Source organism: Larkinella rosea (genome assembly GCF_003858635.1).
Taxonomy (GTDB): Bacteria; Bacteroidota; Bacteroidia; order Cytophagales; family Spirosomataceae; genus Larkinella; species Larkinella rosea.
This window is the reverse complement of sequence record NZ_RQJO01000017.1, coordinates 257,109-278,174: the sequence shown is the minus strand read 5'-3', so window position 1 is coordinate 278,174 and position 21,066 is coordinate 257,109. Positions and strand designations below refer to the sequence as shown.

The following is a 21,066-nucleotide window of genomic DNA, read 5'->3' as shown; positions in this document are numbered from 1 at the left end:
GTTTAAGGGAGCATTTCCGGTCATCCATGCTGCAACATGGATGACCTTCTCTTTTGGTGTCTATCGACAGCCTTTCAAATCCATTGTAATAATTCCTTCCTCCACGGTGTAACTCCCGTCCAGCGCCGTACAAATGAACTGGAGCATTTCGTAAAGTGACTGGTCGGAAAACCGGGCGGTTAGCGGACAATCTTTCAGCAGATTTTTGTCGTACATGATTTCCACCCCATACGCCATCGACAGTTTTTCAAGAACGGCTGGTAAGGGCGTATCCTCAAACTGAAACCGGCGAAAAACCGCATCGGCATCTTCCTTCGTCGGTTTGATCAGACTCGCTTTCGCCAGCCGGGCTTTGTTCCGCCAATAGGCCACCTGCTGGTGGGCTTTCAAAACCACAGCATTCGACTCGGTCGGGCGGTTGGGCTGGCTGGTTTGTGCATAAACCGCCACGCGTCCGGTTCTGACTTTCACCGAAACATCGCGTTCATTCTGATAGGCCCGAACCGAAAAACTGGTTCCTAACACTTTGGTTACCACCTCATTGGCGAACACATAAAACGGGCGGGTTGGGTTATGGGCTACTTCAAAAAATGCTTCGCCGGATAAATGCACTTCCCGTTTGTTGGTGGAAAAAACCGGCGGAAACTGAATGCGGCTGTTGGGCCGAAGCACCACCACACTGCCGTCGCTCAGGCTCACCAGCATCGCCTTATTGCTCTGATTCATTCGTTCCAGCAATATGGGGCCCGGTTTTGCCGATACGGTTGGTGGATTGATCGGTGTGCGGTTGGTGGTTGTCCACAGCCACCAGCTCAGACCGGCCAGCAACACGAGCGAAGCAGCCACCAGCCAGCCGTAGCGCCAAAAGCGATTTTCGTGGCTGGTCAAAACCGGTTCATCCGTAACCTGGCCCACAATCTGCCGAACCGATGCTTCCAGTTCGGTCTCGCTCAATGGAAGCTGTTTGACTTGCAACGCCAGAACCAGTTCCCGCGCCTGCTGAACCGTATCCGCTTTGCCGGGATGTTCGCTCAGCCAGTTGGTCCAGACGGCGTCCGATTCGGCCGTTGGCGAAAGTACCCACTTCCGGAAAAAATCATCCCAGACGAAGTCCTCCGTGTTGTACAAGTGGTAGTGTTGCATCGATTTATTGACCGGTTCACTGGGCTATAGACAAAGGCATCAGGCAGATACCCTACTTTTTTCAATTATTTTTTGAATCCTTCCCCAAAACCGGTGAATGGCCGAATTCCTGAATTTTTAGAGTATCTGGACGCTCCTTTCGTCTATCTGCGTATAAAAAGATTCCTGATTGCCCGAAATCCTTTTTTACTCCTTTCATGAAGTCTGTTCTGTTGTTCATTTCGTTGATTCTGGTGGGTTTATTCGGCTGCGATTCGACCGAACCAAAGCGGTTTACCCGGTTGCCGTCGAGCCATACGGGTGTCGATTTTCAGAACAAACTGGTGGAAGACGAACGGCATAACCTGTTCGATTATCATCTGGTTTACAACGGTGCGGGCGTGGCCGTGGGCGATCTGAACAACGACAATCGGCCCGATCTGTATTTTGCCGGTAACCAGTCGGGCGATAAAATTTACCTGAATACAGGTGATCTGACGTTTGAGGATGTGACCCAAAAAACCGGTATCCGCTCCGGCGGCTGGTCGGTTGGGGTTACGATGGTGGATATCAACGCCGACGGCTTTCTGGACATTTACGTTTGTAAATCAGGGAATTACGAAGGAAAACAGCGAGCTAACCAGTTGTTCATAAACCAGGGCAATCGCAACGGTGGGTCGGTACGCTTTAAAGAAAGTGCGGCCCAATACGGTTTGGCCGACACTTCCTACACCACCCAGGCGGCTTTTTTTGATTACGATAAAGACGGCGACCTGGACGCTTTTCTGCTCACGACGACCGGCCTGGTACAGAATCCGAACAAGATCGAACCCGCCATCAGCGACGGCAGCGGTTTTTCGCCGGATAAACTTTACCGCAACAACGGCAATGGCACCTTCACGGACATCAGCCGTCAGGCCGGAATTCTGCACGACGGGCTGGGATTGGGCGTTGCCATCGCCGACCTGAACGACGACGGCTGGGAAGACATTCTGGTGTCGAACGACTTCCTGAACAACGATTATCTCTACATCAATACCGGAACGGGCGGTTTCCGGGAATCGTCGAAAGCGTATTTCAAACACCAGAGCCGGTTTTCGATGGGCAACGACGTGGCCGACATCAACAACGATGGGCGGCTGGACGTGATGACGCTCGATATGCTGCCCGCCGATAATTTTCAACGCAAAAAAATGACCGGCGCCGGTCATTTCGAACAATTTGCGATGGAGCTTCGGGCGGGTTACGAACCCCAGTTCATGCGGAATATGCTGCACATCAACCAGGGAAAAACGCCGGATGGCCAGGTACTTTTTTCCGAGATCGGGCAGTTTGCGGGCGTTTCGGCGACCGACTGGAGCTGGGCACCGCTCTTTGCCGATCTGGACAACGACGGCTACAAAGATCTGTTCATTACGAACGGCTACCTGCGCGACATTACGGACCTGGATTTCGTGACTGAAAATGTGAGTCTCTGGCAAACCGGTCACTCGCGGGAAAGTTTCCGACAATCGACGATCGATCGGGCGGCTAAAATGCCTTCCTGGAACAATGTCAATTTTTTCTACCGAAACCGGGGAAATAATGCATTTGACGATGTTACGGCGACCTGGTTTGGCGACAAAACCTCGCTCTCCAATGGGGCTTCCTACGCGGACCTGGACAACGACGGCGACCTCGATCTGGTCGTCAATAACATCAACGAGGAAGCATTTATTTTACAGAACAACTCACCGAAAGCCAATCATTTAACCGTAAAATTGAACGGTTCCGAAAAGAACCGATTTGGTTTGGGAAGTACGGTAACGGTTTTTACAAAAGGAAAACAGCAAAAGCAGGTTCAGGCTGTCACGCGGGGCTACGCTTCGTCGGTCGATTACCGACTGCATTTCGGGTTAGGAAATCATCAACAGGTGGATTCACTGGAAATCGTCTGGCCTGACGGAAAACGGGAATTGCTGCGTCATGTAGCCGCCAACCAGACTTTGACCCTGGCTTATGAGAAAGCCAGGCCTTACAAAAAACCGGTTTCAACACTTCAAAACCGCCTTTTCGTTGATGTAAGCACCAAAAGCGGGGTAAACTATATTCATAAAGAAGAACACTTTCTGGATTATGGAACCGAAGTTCTGTTACCGCACAAATTTTCGCAGCAGGGGCCAAAACTGGCAGCCGGTGATGTCAATGGCGACGGGCTGGACGATTTTTTTGTCGGCGGATCATACGGCCATTACGGAAAATTGTTCATTCAAACAGCGAGCGGTTTTACCGAAAAACCGTATACCGATGAATCCAGACCGAAGCAGGAAGAAGATGTGGGGGCGGTCTTTTTTGATGCCGACGGCGACGGCGATTCGGATCTGTACATCGTGAATGGTTCCAATGAGTTCGATGATCGCTCGGTTTATTTGCAGGATCGGCTGTATCTAAATACCGGCAAAGGCGGTTTTTCGGCGGCTCCGGAGCGATTGCCCGTCATTCAGCGCAGCGGTTCGTGTGTGCGGGCGGCCGATTTCGACCACGATGGCGATCTGGATTTGTTTCGGGGCGGGCGGCTGGTTCCGGGTCAGTATCCGGTTTCGGGTGAAAGTTTTCTGTTGCAAAATGACAAGGGTATTTTCAAAGATGTTGCGGATGCCGTCGCACCCGGTTTGAAGTCCGTCGGGATGGTTACCGACGCGGTCTGGGCAGATCTGGACGGCGATTCCTGGCCGGAACTGATCGTGGTGGGTGAGTTGATGCCCATTACTGTTTTTCAGAATAAACGGGGAAAATTGAGTCGACGGGCGGTTTTGCCGCAATCGGACGGTTTCTGGAATTGCGTCAAAAGTGGCGATTTCGACGGCGACGGCGATCTGGATCTGGTTGTCGGAAATACCGGATTGAATACGCGTTATCGGTGCTCGCCCACCGAACCCCTGACTGTTTATGCCGCTGATTTCGACCACAATGGCACGCTGGATGCGGTTTCCTCCTATTTTCTGAATGGCAAAGAATACCCCGTTCCACCCCGTGATTTGATGATGAAACAGATCCCATCGATGCGCAAAAAATTTGTGCGCTATGCCGACTACGCCCGTGCTGAACTGAAAGACGTACTCAGCCAGGAGGAACGGGCAGCCGCAACCGTAAAACGCGCCTATCGGCAGGAAAGCGTCTGGATTGAAAACCGGGGAAAGGGGCAATTCCAAATCAAACCGTTGCCTGCACTGGCGCAATGGGCTCCCGTTTCGGATATTGAAACCGACGACCTGAATGGGGATGGACGTCCGGATCTGGTGCTGGTGGGCAATTCGTACGACACCGAACCCGTTGCGGGTCAGCAGGATGCGTCGGTCGGGCTGGTGTTGCTGAGTGATCGAAAGATTGGCTTCATTCCGCAGCTTTTTGAGAAAACCGGTTTTCTGGCCGATGGAAATTGCAAAGGCATTGTTAGTCTTCGGGCCAAATCGGGGCGGTGGCTGGTCGTTTCTCAAAACGACGCACCCTTGAAAGTATTCCGAAAAAAGTGAGGTTTTATTTAAACGAAAAAACTAAAAAGCACCGGAATCAGCCACGAAACTTCCGAACCGACGTACGATTTCAGCCATTTCAGGGCCAGTTGAATCAGGTTGGAGACCGATTGCGGGGTGATTTTCATTACCTCGGCAATTTCGTCGCGACTAAGTTCCTGGAAATATTTCAGGTAAATGACCTCCTGCTGTCGTTTGGGCAGGGTTTTCAGCAACTGAAGACAGCGGTTGGCGGTTTGCAGCGTCGACTCTTCCCGAATAAACGTTTCTTCCACCGAAAATTCCATTTCAAACAGGTCGTCCCGCAAAGAATCTTCCGGGCCAATCACCTGGCGGTCGGCCAGCACCACGCGGTGAATCCGGCGTCGCAGCGACGCCATCAGGTACGGTTTAGGCGGGATATCACTGTCGATTTGCTGCCGTTTCTGCCAAACCTCCAGGAAAACATCCTGAATGCAATCTTTGATCAGCTCCTTGTTTCGCGAATACCGGCAACCGTATTGGAACAAAGGCTGGTAAAACAACCGGACTAACTGGTCATAGGCTTTCGCATCACCGGTTATCGTTTGTTTCCAAAGCGTTGCGTGCATAGACGTAATCGAGCAAAAATCGAGGTTTAGGAACCAACTCAACTAACTTACAGTACGGTTTCTGACTCCCTGTAATGCAAAAAAATGAGCGATTAGTAACACTAAAGCTCCATCAAGGCGCTATATACCATTTATTACTCAACTATTTCACACTTTCCCGATGCAATGGGCACAAATCGGTCAGCCTTTTTCAAAAGTGGCTGCATCCATCCCTCCGACTCAAAACCTGCGTCGTTAAAAATAGGAAGTCAGACCGATTTCATTGAACATATCTTTTATCTTCGTGGATAAAATACGGCTTAAATCAAGTCTCTCTTACGGTATTTACCACGATCGTAGCTCCAAATCCTGTATTAAAATAGTTCACCAATGATTCCAACCAACCGCTTTCGAATACCGCTGATCGTTTCGGGCCTTTTCGCCGTTGCCGTCGTGTCGTGCATGAAAATGGGTCCAACCGGGTCGTCCAAAACCGCCAGTGCCCCGCTGGTCGTGAAGGAGGACCCTGCGCAGGCACGCGCCCGGGCCAAAGAAATCCGGGACAATACCGTGGTCAAACTGGCCGACGGCCTGAAACTGGATTTGTGGGCGTCGGATTCGCTGGCACCCGATCCGGTTGCAATCTCCATCGATGATCAGGGGCGGGTGTATCTGGCACGCACCAACCGGCAGAAAAACTCCGAATTCGACATCCGGGGCTACCGGCACTGGATGACACCTTCCATTGCTCTGCAATCGGTGGAAGATCGGCGGGCTTTTCTACGCAGCACATTTGCCCCGGAAAAAAGCAAGGAAAACAACTGGTTAAAAGACCTTAATGGCGACGGCAGCCACGACTGGAAAGATCTGACCGTTGAAAAAGACGAAGTCTGGCGGCTGGAAGACTCCACCGGCGATGGCATTGCCGACAAAGCCACCCGGATTTTGAATGACTTCTTTGAGGAAGTCTCCGACGTAGCGGGCGGTTTGCTAATCCGGGCCGAGGACGCGTTTGTGGCCATTGCGCCCGACCTGTGGCGGTTGAAGGATACTAACGGCGACGGAATTCTCGATCAGAAAACCTCCATCAGCCACGGTTACGGCGTTCATATCGGTTTTGGCGGCCACGGCATGTCGAACCCAATTGAAGGGCCGGATGGCAAAATTTACTGGAATATCGGCGACATTGGCGCGAATATTACCACCGCTGAAGGCGTCAACCACAAACGCCCCAACGAAGGCATCATTGCCCGGTCGAATCCGGACGGCACTGATTTTGAAGTGTTTGCGGGCGGTTTACGCAATACGCACGAATTTGTGTTTGATGAATATGGCAACCTGATCAGCTCCGACAACGACGGCGACCATCCCGGCGAAAGCGAACGGCTGGTACACGTCGTGGAAGGGTCGGATGCGGGCTGGCGGTCCAACTGGCAATACGGGAAATACACCGATCCGAAGAACAACAGTTACAAGGTCTGGATGGATGAAAAGCTGTACAAACCACGCTGGGACGGTCAGGCGGCTTACATCATTCCGCCGATTCAGAATTTCCACAATGGGCCGACGGGCATGGTTTATAATCCCGGAACGGCTTTAGGCAAGGAGTGGAAGAACAAGTTTTTCCTCGTTGAATTTGTTGGAAACCCCGCCCGATCGCCCATCTGGTCGTTTGGCCTGAAACCGAAAGGCGCTTCGTTTGTCCTGGATGGCGAGAAAAACATCCTGAACGGAATCCTGCCAACCGGTATCCGCTTCGGCCCCGACGGTGCCTTGTACATTGCCGACTGGATCAACGGCTGGGACACCAAAAATTACGGACGTGTCTGGAAACTGGATGTCACCGACGACAAAAACGATCTGAAAGACCTGCGGGCCGAAACCAAACGGCTGATGACGCTGAATTACGGTTCGCAAACGGACGACATGCTGCTGTCACTGCTGTCGAACCCGGACATGCGAATTCGGCAAAAATCCCAGTTTGAACTGGTGAAACGGGGTGCCAAAGGAGCAGCGGTTTTGCAGAAAGCCATCGCCCAAACCAGCAACCAGCTGGCTCGTATTCACGGCATCTGGGGCATTGGTCAGCTCGAACGGGCCGATAAATCCTACACGGCTTCGCTGCTGCCGCTGCTCAAAGATGCGGATCCGGAGATCGTTGCCCAAACCGCTAAAGTCCTCGGCGATGCGGCTGCTCCCGAAGCCGGTCCGCTGCTGATTCCCTTACTGACGAGCGGAAATCCACGGGTGAAGTTTTTTGGTGCTCAGGCGCTCGGTCGAATCAAGTACCAGCCCGCCGTCGAACCGTTGCTGAATTTAATCAAAGCCAACAATGACGAGGACGTTTATTTGCGGCACGCTGCGGTTTTGGCTCTGTCGCGCATTGGCCAGGTCGAGCCGATGGCTGCGCTGGCGTCAAATTCCAACAAGTCATTGCGACTGGCTGCGGTTCTGGTCCTGCGCCGGTTGAGCAGCGACAAAGTTGCCCTGTTTCTGAAAGACAACGACGAATACATTGCCACCGAAGCGGCCCGCGCCATCAACGACGATCTGTCCATCGAAAGTGCGTTACCGGCTTTAGCTGCGAGCCTGAAAGAAACCCGGTTCACGTCCGAAGCCCTACTGCGTCGCGCGATCAATGCGAGTCTGCGCGTGGGTGGGGACGAGCAACTGAATACCCTGATCGCCTTTGCGAAACGGAAAGATATCACAAAAGAACTGCGCGCCGAAGCTCTCGCGACCATCGGAACCTGGGCCAGTCCCTCGGTTCTCGACCGGGTCGACGGTCGGTATCGGGGCGTAGTCCAACGGAGTCCGGCAGTGGTAAAAGCCAAAATCCAGGGCCAGGTTGATGAACTGCTGCAGGATTCGGAACCGGCGGTTTTAGTCGCTACGGCCCAGATGCTGAGCAATTTGGGAATTACGGAGAAAGCGGAAAACCTCGCCCGGATCATGAACGAAAGCCAATCGGCCGAGGTGCGATCGGCCCTGTTGACGGCGTTGAGCCAGCTGAAATACAAAGACATCGAATCGGTGATCCGAAAAGGCATGAGCGATTCCGATGCGGACGTCCGGACGACGGCGCTGGGCCTGGTCAGTGGGTTAAATCTGTCGGCAAGCGCTCTGATGGATGTATCGAACGCTATTTTCGAGAAAGGAACGGTAAAGGAGCAACAGCAGTTGCTGCGAGTTTTAGGCGGTATGCCCGTGGCTAAAACCGAACCGATTCTGGCCAGCGTGATCGATAAAATGACCAGCAAACAACTCCCGGCCAGTCTGGCGCTGGAACTCGGCGAAGCGGTGGATTCCACCAAATCGGCGACCCTGATTGCCAAACTGGCCCCGCTGCGCAAAACCGGAACGGGCGTTGCCGACTATCAGGAAGCCCTTTTTGGCGGAAACGCCCAGATCGGCCGCCGGATTTTCAACACCAACTCAACCGCCCAATGTGTCCGGTGCCACGCCATCGGCGGGCAGGGCGGGGCCGTGGGGCCGTCGCTGACGACCATTGGCAACACCCTGAGTCGCGATCAGATTTTGCAGGCACTCATTGAACCCAGCGCCCGGCTGGCCCCCGGTTTTGGGATGGTTTCGCTCACGCTGAAAGATGGGCAAACCGTCAGCGGGATTCTGACCGAAGAAAATGCGCACGAACTGGTTTTGAAAACCGCTGAAGCCGAACCCTTGAAAGTGCCGGTGGCCCGCATCCAGAAACGGGATAATTTGCCGTCAAGCATGCCACCGATGGGCTACATTCTGTCTAAACGGGAAATCCGGGATGTGGTGGAATTTCTGGCCAATTTGAAATGATGATTTCCGAAGACGTATAACCGCCCCGTTTAGCACGAATCAGTGATGAACGCAGCGATGGAATTGCCCGACAGGAGTCGGGCAATTCCATTTTAGAACAGCCACAAAGCAACCGGCAGCCCTTCCACCAGCCTTCTTTTTCGAAACAATCAAGTAGCTGAAAACCGATACCCTGTCGGCATCAATCGCGTTTTCGACAACGTTTTTGCGATCTAATAAGGCGAGTCTCCGACCAAATTATAAAATAAACGAAGAGTCGGACATATAATTGAATGTCTGTGCGATCCGGAGTAGTAATTGGAATACATTTTGATGTATGAATAAATGATATGTTACCAAATTACCAACAACAGGAACTTTGGTAATCATGCCCACCTATTCCTATCCAACATCAAAACGGTATGCATCACAACTTCACCCCTTTCAGAGCTTTCTCTGTCATTACAGCCTTTCTTCTGGTTTTCTTTCAGGTGGCCATCAGCCGGGCACAAGCGGTTCTTGTCCCGCCGAATCGCTACCAGATCGACGCAGGTCTCAAACTCATTGTTGCCAACCAGATTCCGGCTTTTCCCACTGGTCAATCCCTTCCCACAATTCGCTTCGATAAGGATTACGTGTTTACACAACCGATCAGTGCGTTCGAAACGGGAAAAGCCTACGTAGTCAAAAACGGAGGTACGGATTACACCCTGTTTTTCACCCATTTTCCGCTCGTCAAAATTACTACGGCGGGGAAACAGGCCGTCAGTACGACCGACGCCCGAACCAAAGGGACTTTTACGCTCGCTAACGGCAACGATCCGCTTTTCTCGTCTTCCATGGGTGTTCGAATCCGCGGAAATGCCTCGCGCTTATTTCCCAAAAAGCAGTACAACATTCAGCTGTGGCAAGATCCCAATGGAGACGAAGAGCGGGAGACCTCACTGCTGGGATTGCGGGAAGACAGCAAGTGGCTCCTGTTCGCGATGTACAACGAGCCACTGCGCCTGCAGAATGCCAGCGCTCAGGCGCTTTGGGGCAACCTCCATAAACTTTATTACCAGTCGTCAGAACCCGATGCCAATTCGGCCATTCGCACCAAATACTGCGACGTGTTTCTGAACGATTCGTACGCCGGGGTTTATATGCTGGGCGAGGATCTGGACCGGAAACAGCTCAAGCTCAAGAAAACCGCTAACAACGGCGCCATTCGGGGGGAGTTGTACAAAACCGCCATTGGCAACGAGGCCACTACCTTTACTGCGCTTCCTGCCAAACCTGCCAATCCGCAGGCAGAAGTCTGGGCCGCTTTCGAAATGGATTACCCGGACCCTTTTTGGGACAACCTGTACCACCTCCTCCAATTTGCGATCAACGCACCAGCTCAGGAGTTTACCGCAAAACTTTCCGACAACTTCAAAGTCGATAACCTCATCGATTATTACATTTTTCTGAACCTGACCTACGCTAACGACCATTGGGGCAATAACCAGTTTGTGGCTCGTTACAAGGAAAATGAGCCTTATTTTTTCATTCCCTGGGATCTCGACGCGGTTTTCGGGTACAGCCCAACCGGCAAATTTTTTGAGGAACCCCGGCTTTTGAACAGCAACAGCCTGTTTAACCGGCTGTTAGCGCTGGACCCGAACGGTTTTAAGAGCAAAATGCGGAAACGCTGGTTTGCCCTTCGGCAACAGGAACTTTCGATGCCCACCTTAAAAAACGGTCTCGCAGCCAATTACAATCAGCTGACGGCCGAAGGTGCTTATACGCGGGAGGCTCTCAAATGGCCGTCGTCGGTATATCCCGAACAATTCGCGGCCGTCAACCACTGGCTTGAAAACCGGGTGGCGTTTCTGGACGAATATTTCGCGCTTTTTCCCGAAGAGCCGAACGGGATTCAATTGACCTATTTTCAGGGGGAAAGCATTTCCGGTGGCAAAAAACTGAAATGGGCCTTTCGGGCGAACACGACGGCCCGGAAAGTCGAAGTGCAACACAGCTCCAACGGGGTCAGCTTCAATACGGTAGGAACCGTTGGGGTCAGCAATCCCACTGCGGCAAGTTTACACGAATTCACGCACGCCAAAACCGATCCCCACACGTATTACCGACTGAAAATTTTTACCGGAAACGACGCTTTTACGTACAGCGCGTTCATTTCGCTGGGCAGCAATACCTGCCCGAATGCCCCCGCTCCTCCTTCCATCCGGGCCAGTATTGCCGACGTCCCCGGCGGTGAATCCGTCGTGCTGACGGCCAGTGGCTGTGCTCAAACCATTATCTGGAACACCGGGCAAACCGGTTCGGTAGTGGTCGTCAATCCCACCGAAACCACGGCCTACAGCGCCCGCTGTCGCCTGGATGCGGGTTGTGAAAGTGTTCCTTCGGCAACGGCCACCGTTCAGGTTTACCCGCCTAACTCGCTGCCAGGAAGCTTTGAAGGGTATTTAGGAGCCGTCGATTGCAGCTTTATCCGGGGCTGGGCCTGGGATCGTAACAAACCCAATGCGCCCATTTACATCGATATTCTGGACGGGCAGAAAGTCATTGGCACCACGATAGCCGGTATTTTTCGGCAGGATTTGAAAGACGCACAGAAGGGTAACGGAAGTCATAGCTACCTGTTTGCCGCGCCGGAAGGACTAAAGGACAATGTGGGACACCAGATCAGTGCCCGCGTCCACGGCACCACCTTTGTCCTGAGAGACTCTCCGAAAAAATTAACCTGCGCCGGAAGTTTCACCGCACCCGCCGGAAATCAGTCGCCGGTGGCTCCTGCTGTTGCGTCGCTGACCGCCGTTGCCAATACGCCGTTCAGCACGACCCTGCCCGCGTTTACCGATCCGGATTCCCCTACGCTTACGTATGGCTTATCGAGTCTGCCGGCGGGTTTGAATTTTACGGGGAGCACCCGAACCATCAGCGGAACCCCGACCAATACCGGAATTTCCAGCCTGACCTATTCGGCCAGCGACGGCGTCAATACGACCTCCATCACCGTTTTGCTGACGGTCGAAAGTGCATCGATTCCCGGGGTTTCCGGCAACTTTGAAGGGTATCTGGATAAAGTCGAGTGCGAAACGATCCGGGGCTGGGTTTGGGACCGCGACAAGCCTAATCAGGCGTTTACGGTCGAATTCTTTGCCCAAGGGCAGTCGATCGGAACCGCCCGGGCAGACATTTTCCGACAGGATCTGAAGGACGCCCAGAAAGGCAACGGCTACCACGTCTATAGCTTCACCACGCCCGTTTCGGTTAAAACCGGTCAGGCCGTCGAGATTAGCGCCAAGGTCCAGAACAGTGCTTATTTTCTGAAACAATCGCCCAGATCGCTAACGTGTCCGGCCACCAGTACGAATCAGCCGCCCCAGCCACCGGTTTCCGTAACCCCTTTGTCGGCTACAGTCAATGCGGCTTTTACGGCTACTTTGCCGCCCTTCACCGACGCTGACTCGCCCTCTCTCACCTATGCGTTGGCTGGTTTACCGGGCAGCCTGAGTTTTACGGCAGGTACGCAAACCATCAGCGGCACCCCAACGGCAACGGCCGCCCTCAGCCTGACCTATTCGGCCAGCGACGGCACACTCACCAGTTCCTTGATCGTTCCGTTAACCATTTCGGGCCCGTTGACTCCGCCCGTCAGCATCACGGGTAACTTCGAGGGCTATCTCGACAAAGTGGAATGCGGAACCATTCGGGGTTGGGTCTGGGATCGCGACAAGCCCAATGAGGCATTTACGGTCGAGTTTTTTGCCAACGGCAACCCGATCGGGACAGTGCGGGCCGATATCTTCCGGCAGGATTTGAAGGACGCAGGTAAAGGCAACGGCAATCACGTCTACAATTTCACGACCCCGGTTTCTGTCAAAACCGGTCAGACGTTCCAGATCAGCGCCAGGGTTCAGAACAGCCCTTACACGCTGGCCTGGAGTCCCAAACCGCTCAATTGTGCCCCCAATTCACGGTTGAGTGCCTCCGCCGGGAACGCCGAAACCGATTTGCTGGTGACGCCCAACCCGACCACCGGGGAGTTTGAGGTTCAATTCCGGAAAACCAGTCCGGCGGCCGCTGAATTGTCGGTCGTTGATGCGGTAGGCCGGGTGTGGTTCCGAAAAACCGTGGAAGGTGCTGGTTATCACCACGAGAAAGTGCGGTTGGTAAATGCCGGTGGTACTTTCCAGATTCTGTTGCAGGAAGACCAGCAGATCCGAAGCAGGAAAGTACTGATCGGGCGCTAAGCACCGCTGCCGTGTGCGGATGAACGGATTGAAAAACCGTCGGCGGTAAAAATCGTCGGCGGTTTTTCGGTCATTCACTAACCCATAGCGCCCGGAATCAGGTTGAGTGCCTTATATTTTTATTGTCTGGTATTAACCCGTTCAGCATTCAATTTTTCCATTTCTGATCAATAAGTTAGCTTCTGAATAAGTAAACTTATTGTTACCAATATTGTCTATCTATTTAATATTTTAAAAATCTTCTTGCACTTATTCTTTATTTCGTCTAATTATACATTAAAAAAAAGCGGTAATTTCCCGCTAAAGTAGTACTCACTTCCCAATACGCACGTCCTATCATTTTAATTAGCGGTTCATGTTTGTTACTGCTTTCTCATCCGTTGCCGATCAGGCAGCCTTCCTTCTTCATTGGCTGGCAACCGGTATTTTGCCCGGCTTTTGGGGCAAAAAAATACGCAAGGTGCCATTACTCAACTGAAAATTTAGTCTGTATGAAACAACCCTATCCCTTACACCGGAGTATCCGAATTACCGTTCCCATTTTCGTATTATCTCTCCTGTTCAATCTTACTTCCTTATTCGCTCAATCCATTCCCATTGCAACCGGACGCTACCAAATCGACAATTCCCTGAAATTAATCGTCTGCAATCAGCTTCCACCATTTCCGGCCGGGCAGCCGTTGCCGACGCTTTTCTTTGACAAGGATTACACCTTTACGCAGGCCGTCAGTGCTTTTGAAATTGGAAAACCGTACAAAGTAAAAACCGGCTCCACCACCTTCACGCTTTATTTTACGAACCTTCCGCTGGTTAATATCGATACACAGGGCAATCAGACGATTAGCACCACGGACGACCGAACGAAGGGAACCTTTACCCTTGCCAACGATACCGACCCACTTTTTACAGCCAGCATGGGCATCCGAATCCGGGGCAATTCTTCGCGGAAATTTCCGAAGAAGTCCTACAACATGGAGCTTTGGAAAGATCCGGATGGCCATGAAGAACTGGAAACCTCACTGCTGGGGTTGCGGGAAGACAGTAAATGGTATTTACTAGCCATGTACAACGAGCCGCTGCGGTTAAATAATGCCACTTCCTACACGATCTGGCAAAACACCCATAAATTGTATTATGCCGTCCAGGAACCGGATGCCAACCCGGCTATCCGAACCAAATACTGTGATGTATTTGTCAACAATGCCTACTTCGGGGTGTACATGATTACGGAGCCGATGGACCGCAAGCAGCTTAAATTGAAAAAAACGGGTTCGAATGACGAAGTACGGGGCGAATTATACAAATCCGGTGGCTGGAGTGGTGCCACCAAATTCGTCGAGGTACCGGCTCCGCCCGCGTCGCCCACCGATCCGGTCTGGGCCGAATGGGAGATGGATTATCCGGACCCTTTCTGGACCAATTTGTATGATCTGGTGAAATTCGTGGTGAATGCGCCTGCGGAAGATTTTAAAACCAACGTTTCCAAACGGCTTAAAATCGATAATCTGGTCGATTACTTTATTTTTCTCAATTTGACCAATGCAACCGACAACACGGGGAATAACCAGTTTCTGGCCCGTTACAAAGAAAACGAGCCCTACTTTTTGATTCCCTGGGATATGGACGCCACTTATGGATATACGACGGTTTTTACCCGATCGGAAGAGGCCCGGAGTGTTATTTCAAACGGTTTGTTTGATCGGTTACTCACCCTGGATCCGGGCGGTTTTAAAAGCAAACTGCGACAACGCTGGTTTACCTTACGGCAAAGTGAATATTCGCTGCAGAATCTGAAAAACCGGTTTGCGTCGAATTTTAACCTGTTGACTGCCGAAGGAGCCTACGCCCGTGAAACGACCAAGTGGGCCGGTACGGTGAATACTTCCGATATCGCCAAAATAAATAGCTGGCTCGAAAACCGGCTCAACTTTCTGGACGAATACTTCGCCCTTTTCCCGGAAAATGGCCCTGGCGTTGAACTGAATTATTTTCACGGCGAAGTGGTGACCGACAACAAAAACCTGGCCTGGTCGACACTGCAGGAACCCAACCTGAAACAATTCGAGCTTGAGTCCAGCACGGATGGGGTGAATTTCAGTCCGTTGACCACCGTGGCAGCCACTGGCGACGCGGAAACCGGTCAAACGTACCAGTTTGTTCACGAAGACGATTCTCCGCTGGATTTCTACCGCTTGAAAATTGTGCTGGATAACGACCAGTTCACCTACAGCCCGTTCATTCAGGTGGGTGCCAACAGTTGTCCGAGCCCGCCGACATCTCCCACCATCAGCAAAAATCTTTCGGACATCACCGAAGGACAGACGGCGATTTTAACGGCCAGTGGCTGTTCTGAATCCGTGATCTGGAGTACGGGGCAAACCGGTCAGTCGGTGGTGGTCAAACCGGAAGTAACTACCAGCTATACAGCCAAATGCCGTGGAGAGGCCGGCTGCGAAAGTTTGCCATCGGCTTCGGTGCAAATCAATGTCTTTCAGAACGGATCGCTGCCGGGAAGTTTTGAGGGGTATCTGGGCGGGGTCGACTGCTCGCTGCTGCGGGGCTGGGTCTGGGACAGTAAAAAACCGAACGCCGGGATTTACGTCGAAGTACTGGACAATCAGAACGTCATCGGAACGGTTATTGCCGACGATTTTCGGCAGGATTTGAAGAACGCAGGCAAAGGCAACGGCTTCCACGGTTATACGTTTTCGATCCCGGAGACGCTAAAAGACAACACACAGCATTCCCTCAGCATCCGCGTACTGGGGTCGAACTACATTCTGAAAGACTCTCCCAAAAAATTAACCTGCCCGCGCCCCGCCAATCAGGCTCCGATCAAACCGGCGGTTTCGCCCCTGTCGGCCACGGTTAGTTCACCCTTCACCGCAACTTTACCCGCCTTCTTCGATGCGGATTCGCCAACGCTGACGTATACGCTGACCGGCTTACCGAACGGGTTTACTTTTGCGGCTGATACGCGAATCCTCACCGGAACGCCCACGGCCAAAGGAACCAGCAATCTGACTTACAAAGCCAGTGATGGGATAGCCAGCACGAGTGTGACCATCGTCCTGACAATTAAGGATGCCCCGGCCCCACCCGCGAATCTGCCGCCCGTCAAACCAGCGGTTTCGCCCCTGTCGGCCACGGTCAATACTGGTTTTACTGCCACTCTGCCCGTGTTCACCGATCCCGAATCGGCCCCATTGACCTATACGCTGGCGGGTTTACCCGATGCGCTTAACTTTACGGCCAGCACCCGAACCATCACCGGAACGCCCGCGGCTTCGGCGGTTTTGAGTTTAACATATGCCGCCAGCGATGGCGTCAATTCCACCAGCCTGGTTGTTGCCCTGACGATTGCCGATGCGCCGGAACCACCTGAAAATCAGCCTCCGGTCAAGCCAGCGGTTTCGCCCCTGTCGGCCACGGTCAATGCCGGTTTTAGTGCCACCCTGCCCGCGTTTACCGATCCCGATTCCGACCCGTTGACCTATACACTGGCAGGACTGCCGGATGAACTTGACTTTGCGACCGATACCCGGACCATCAACGGAACGCCCACGGAGACCGCGACGCTGAGTTTGACGTACACCGCCAGCGACGGCCCTCATTCAACGAGTCTGGTTGTTACCCTGACCATTGTCGATGCCTCGACTCCGCCCGTGAATCTGCCTCCGGTTAAACCAATGGTTTCGCCCCTGTCGGCCACGGTCAATGCCGGTTTTACAACCACTTTGCCCGCGTTCACCGATCCCGAATCGGCCCCGTTGACCTATACGCTGGCGGGTTTACCCGATGCACTTGACTTTGCGGCCGATACCCGAACCATCACCGGAACGCCCACGGAGACCGCGACGCTGAGTCTGACGTATGCCGCCAGCGATGGCGTCAATTCCACCAGCCTGGTCGTTACCCTGACGATTGCCGATGCGCCCGAACCACCCGAGAATCTGCCTCCGGTTAAGCCAACGGTTTCGCCCCTGTCGGCCACGGTCGCGTCGGCTTTCACCACCACCCTGCCCGTGTTTACCGATCCCGAGTCAGCGCCCTTAACGTATACGCTAACAGGGTTGCCCGGTGGATTGAATTTTACGGCCACCACCCGCACCATCAACGGAACGCCCACGGCTTCGGCGGTTTTGAGTCTGACCTATTCCGCCAGCGACGGGACCAATTCCAGTTCCGTTACCATTCCGTTTACGATCGCGAATAAACCTACTCCGCCGACTGTGACGGGCAATTTTGAAGGGTATCTGGACAAAGTGGAATGCGGAACCATCCGGGGCTGGGTTTGGGACCGCGACAAACCCAATACGCCCCTGACCGTCGAATTCTTTGCCAACGGCCAATCGATTGGAACAGCACCCGCCGATATTTTCCGCCAGGACATCAAAAACGCGGGCAAGGGCAACGGCTACCACGTGTACAATTTCACGACTCCGGCAGCCGTCAAAACCGGTCAGACGTTTTCGATCAGTGCAAAAGTGCTGAACAGTACCTATACCTTAAAAGAGGCTCCCAAGAACCTCAACTGTGCGCCCGGCGGTCGATTGAGCGTCTCGGCGGACGAAGCGGTTTCGACAGATCTGATCATTACGCCTAATCCGTCCAGTGGCGAATTTGAAGTGGTTTTCCATACCGCAACCCAAACCGTCAGTGAACTATCGGTTCTGGATGAATTGGGCAGATCCTGGTACCGGAAAACCGTGGAAGGCAGCGGTTGGCAGCGCCATAAAATAACGCTTTCCGGCACCATCGGAACATTGGTTGTCGGGGTGCGTCAGGGCCAGCAACTCCGCAGCCGGAAAATCCTGATCGTTCGCTAACGAAGCGGGACAACCTCCAGACGTCAAAGCCGCAGGGGCAACTCGTTGAAGTTGCCCCTGCGGCTTTTATACGAAAAGTCAAGCTGTTGTAATTAGAGCGCCCGCCCGATCACCTGATAAAACCGCTCCCGGTAGGTGTCTGAAACCGGAATAACCGCCTTGCCCAGTTTGATGCGGTCGCGTTCGACGGACTCGATTTTATCCAGCGACACCAAGTACGATTTGTGAACCCGGCAGAATGGCGGGCGGGGCAACTTCTGTTCCAGTTCCCCGAAGGTTTCGAGCGTCATGATTTTTTCGGCTACCGTATGAACGCGCCGGTAGTCGCGCATGCCTTCGATGTACAGAATGTCATTGAAGTTGACTTTCTGAAGGCGGTATTCGGTTTTGACGAACAGAAAGGCGTTGCGGTTTTCGGCCGGAGCGGTTTTCAGCTTTTCCTGCGCCCGCACTACAGCCTGCAAAAACCGCTCGAAGGTGTACGGTTTCAGCAGATAATCAACGACCTGTAAGTCAAAGGCCTTGAGCGCGTATTGATCAAAAGCCGTCGTCAGAATTACGGCGGGACGGTTGGGCAAGGCTTCCAGCAATTGGATTCCCGTAAAACCGTCCATTTCAATATCCAGAAAAACCAGGTCAATCTTCTCGCGCTGCAGCAATGGAAGGGCTTCCAGCCCGTTATCGACCGCAAAACAAAGCTGCAAAAACGGAACCCGCTGCACGTACTCTTTCAGCCGCAACATGGCCAGGGGTTCATCTTCAATGAGGAGACAATTCATGGGTTTTTACAGGAACCAGCAAATCAACCGAATAGTCGTCGCCGGTGTGCCGGATGGTTAACGTGTGTTTGTTCGGGTATAACAGCGTCAACCGCTGCCGGATCAGGTCATTTCCCAGGCCGCCGGGCGCATGCTGGGCGGTTTTTCCCTTGTCGATCACGTTGACACACTGAAAATGAATCTGTTCACTGTTCACCCTGATCTGAATACGAATTGCGTTATTGACCTTTTTGTTGGTCGCGTACTTGAACGCATTTTCGAGATACGGCACAAAAAGCATCGGTGGAATCAGTAAACCGTCCGGCTCTCCGTCGATTTGTAACGTGACGTAGTGCTCGTTGGTGGTCCGGATTTTCTGTAACTCGATGTACTTTTGGATGTATTCCAGTTCCTGCGTCAACGGAATCTGCTCGGCCTGGGTTTCGTACAGCACAAACCGGAGCAAATCCGATAGTTTGTTCAGGTACAACGACGCCCTCGGCGCATCCCGCTCGATCAGGATATCAATGTTATTGAGCGTGTTAAACAGAAAATGCGGATTAATCTGGGCCTTTAGCAAAGCCAGTTCGGTTCGTAACGTCTTGTTGGCCAGCATCTCCTTCACGTGAATATCCTGATACCACATGATGAAACCCCGAATAACCGTGCCAAGCAAACCATTCATAACCGCAACCAACGCACTGCCAATCAGTAAAAAAAATAATTCGCCGAAGGAAACCGAAACGAAGAAAACCTTTCCAAAGACCACGGATACGACCACCGAAAGCCCGGCGATCACGAACGCGATAATCAACCCCGTAATGGCGATGCTCACTCCCAATCCCCAACGGAGGAACTGCTGTAGTTGCCGATTTTTCAAATAACGCGGCACCAGCCACCCGTAAAAAGCGTAAAAACTGATGAATCCGGTGAGAAGCATGGTCGCCAGAATGATCAGCCAATCGTCCCAATTTTCAAATGCCGGTTGGATACCATCGCTGGAAAGGACAAAAAGAAAGGTGATGACCAGGCAGTAGAACAACCAGTAACCAAGGTGCAGGAGCTTTATGATCGACGTGTTCATCGGTTGTTCGCAAAAAAGTAGTCCGCAATGGTTTCGACTTCCGGCTGATTGATGGTTACTCCACTCATATTGGCGGTGATGGCCACGATCAGGTCATTTTCCGGATACAGCAACAGGAACGTTCGGCCACCGTCGATCAACCCGCCGTGGTGAACAATCTTGCGGCCCTGCCGACCGGTTCCGATGCGCCAGCCAAAACCGTATTGCGTGTTTTTGCCATTCGCCAGCAGCTGCGGAGTAAACAGCAAAGCCACGGTTTCTTTCCGAAGCGTGGTGGGTCGCAGCAAACCGCTGCCGCACATTTTCACCAGATCCACCGGCGTGGACAGCAGGCCCCCGCCCGCCCATTTGTAGCTGTTATCGACCTGGGGCGCGTTGACCCGTTGTTTGCCCTGGTGTTCATAAAACCTCACCCGGTTTGTGACGATACTGTCGCTGAAATCCGCGCCAGTGCTGGTCATGCCGTATGGCGTAAAAACCGCCCGCTGCATGTACGACAGAAAATCGGTCTGGCTGGCCGCTTCGATCACCGCACTCAGCAGCGAATAACCGTAGGTCGAGTAATTGAACGCCGTACCCGGTTTGAATAAGAGGCTGTCCTGATTGAAGATCGTCAGTCCGTCCTGCACGTTCGCATACCGTTTCGGGCACGCCAGCGGATCGCTGTTCCGGTAATGACGGATTCCGGCGGTGTGCGTCGCCAGTTGGCGGGGTGTGAACGGATATTTTTTCGCCGGAAAACCGGGAACATACTGCTGAACCGGCGCGTCGGGGTCCAGTTTACCATCTTCCACCAGTTTACCGACGGCCAGTGAGGTAATGGATTTGGAAACCGAACCCATGCGGAATTTAGACGCAATCGTCACGGGCCGTTGCGCTTCCAGATCGGCAAAACCGAAACCTTCCGCCCACAGAATTTTTCCGGCGGTTCCGACGCACACCGAAATGCCCGGAATGTCCTGTTTGATGCGCAATGAGTCTACAAACCGCTCAGCCCGCTGAATCGCCTGCCGATACGCTTTGTCTTTGATGGGTCCGCCGGATTGCCCAAAAACCGGATGAAGAAACGGCAGTGCGACGAGAATAAGGAGCTTTTTCATGATGTTGTAAATTGGATTGAAACGTCATCAAATTTGCCGGAACTTCCCTCCTCCTCAAAAAC

Annotated in this window: 9 protein-coding genes; 4 read left to right on the top strand and 5 right to left on the bottom strand. The window is 52.9% G+C overall.

The features are described from left to right. Nucleotides 1-60 precede the first annotated feature (60 nt). Complete coding sequence (locus tag EHT25_RS32370; protein ID WP_124879604.1) at nucleotides 61-1,143, bottom strand: FecR family protein; 1,083 nt, start codon at nucleotides 1,141-1,143, stop codon at nucleotides 61-63. 197 nt (nucleotides 1,144-1,340) lie between these two features. On the opposite strand from EHT25_RS32370, the gene EHT25_RS32365 reads away from it, so the two are divergent. Continuing rightward, the gene (locus EHT25_RS32365) at nucleotides 1,341-4,634 is read left to right on the top strand and encodes a VCBS repeat-containing protein (RefSeq protein ID WP_124879603.1); all 3,294 of its coding nucleotides are present in this window, start codon (nucleotides 1,341-1,343) and stop codon (nucleotides 4,632-4,634) included. A gap of 8 nt (nucleotides 4,635-4,642) precedes the next feature. On the opposite strand, the gene EHT25_RS32360 is transcribed toward EHT25_RS32365, so the two are convergent. Continuing rightward, nucleotides 4,643-5,224, bottom strand: a complete 582-nt coding sequence (locus EHT25_RS32360) for an RNA polymerase sigma factor (RefSeq protein ID WP_124879602.1) — start codon at nucleotides 5,222-5,224, stop codon at nucleotides 4,643-4,645. Nucleotides 5,225-5,593: 369 nt separating this feature from the next. Between EHT25_RS32360 and EHT25_RS32355 the strand changes: the two genes are divergently transcribed. The 3 genes from EHT25_RS32355 (at nucleotide 5,594) to EHT25_RS32345 (ending at nucleotide 18,062) form a co-directional block, all read left to right on the top strand. Then, nucleotides 5,594-9,013, top strand: a complete 3,420-nt coding sequence (locus EHT25_RS32355) for a DUF7133 domain-containing protein (protein WP_124879601.1) — start codon at nucleotides 5,594-5,596, stop codon at nucleotides 9,011-9,013. 401 nt (nucleotides 9,014-9,414) lie between these two features. Continuing rightward, nucleotides 9,415-13,233, top strand: coding sequence for a CotH kinase family protein (locus tag EHT25_RS32350; RefSeq protein ID WP_124879600.1), 3,819 nt, complete (start codon nucleotides 9,415-9,417; stop codon nucleotides 13,231-13,233). 491 nt (nucleotides 13,234-13,724) lie between these two features. Then, nucleotides 13,725-18,062: a CotH kinase family protein gene (locus EHT25_RS32345; protein ID WP_124879599.1), complete on the top strand. Its 4,338-nt coding sequence runs from the start codon at nucleotides 13,725-13,727 to the stop codon at nucleotides 18,060-18,062. 92 nt (nucleotides 18,063-18,154) lie between these two features. Here EHT25_RS32345 and EHT25_RS32340 read toward each other — a convergent pair whose 3' ends face one another. From EHT25_RS32340 to EHT25_RS32330, 3 genes are read right to left on the bottom strand one after another with little or no spacing between them, the layout of a single operon-like run. Beyond that, the gene (locus EHT25_RS32340; protein ID WP_124879598.1) at nucleotides 18,155-18,841 is read right to left on the bottom strand and encodes a LytR/AlgR family response regulator transcription factor; all 687 of its coding nucleotides are present in this window, start codon (nucleotides 18,839-18,841) and stop codon (nucleotides 18,155-18,157) included. Continuing rightward, complete coding sequence (locus tag EHT25_RS32335; RefSeq protein WP_124879597.1) at nucleotides 18,822-19,904, bottom strand: sensor histidine kinase; 1,083 nt, start codon at nucleotides 19,902-19,904, stop codon at nucleotides 18,822-18,824. Before EHT25_RS32335 ends, EHT25_RS32340 begins: the two co-directional genes overlap by 20 nt. Then, nucleotides 19,901-21,004: a serine hydrolase domain-containing protein gene (locus EHT25_RS32330; RefSeq protein WP_124879596.1), complete on the bottom strand. Its 1,104-nt coding sequence runs from the start codon at nucleotides 21,002-21,004 to the stop codon at nucleotides 19,901-19,903. The genes EHT25_RS32335 and EHT25_RS32330 overlap by 4 nt, the downstream gene beginning before the upstream one ends. Nucleotides 21,005-21,066 lie beyond the last annotated feature (62 nt).

Excerpts from the sequence above, each read along its gene's own strand:
- EHT25_RS32370 (WP_124879604.1), bottom strand. The coding sequence starts at position 1,143 with ATGCAACACTACCACTTGTACAACACGGAGGACTTCGTCTGGGATGAT.
- EHT25_RS32365 (WP_124879603.1), top strand. The coding sequence starts at position 1,341 with ATGAAGTCTGTTCTGTTGTTCATTTCGTTGATTCTGGTGGGTTTATTC.
- EHT25_RS32360 (WP_124879602.1), bottom strand. The coding sequence starts at position 5,224 with ATGCACGCAACGCTTTGGAAACAAACGATAACCGGTGATGCGAAAGCC.
- EHT25_RS32355 (WP_124879601.1), top strand. The coding sequence starts at position 5,594 with ATGATTCCAACCAACCGCTTTCGAATACCGCTGATCGTTTCGGGCCTT.
- EHT25_RS32350 (WP_124879600.1), top strand. The coding sequence starts at position 9,415 with ATGCATCACAACTTCACCCCTTTCAGAGCTTTCTCTGTCATTACAGCC.
- EHT25_RS32345 (WP_124879599.1), top strand. The coding sequence starts at position 13,725 with ATGAAACAACCCTATCCCTTACACCGGAGTATCCGAATTACCGTTCCC.
- EHT25_RS32340 (WP_124879598.1), bottom strand. The coding sequence starts at position 18,841 with ATGAATTGTCTCCTCATTGAAGATGAACCCCTGGCCATGTTGCGGCTG.
- EHT25_RS32335 (WP_124879597.1), bottom strand. The coding sequence starts at position 19,904 with ATGAACACGTCGATCATAAAGCTCCTGCACCTTGGTTACTGGTTGTTC.
- EHT25_RS32330 (WP_124879596.1), bottom strand. The coding sequence starts at position 21,004 with ATGAAAAAGCTCCTTATTCTCGTCGCACTGCCGTTTCTTCATCCGGTT.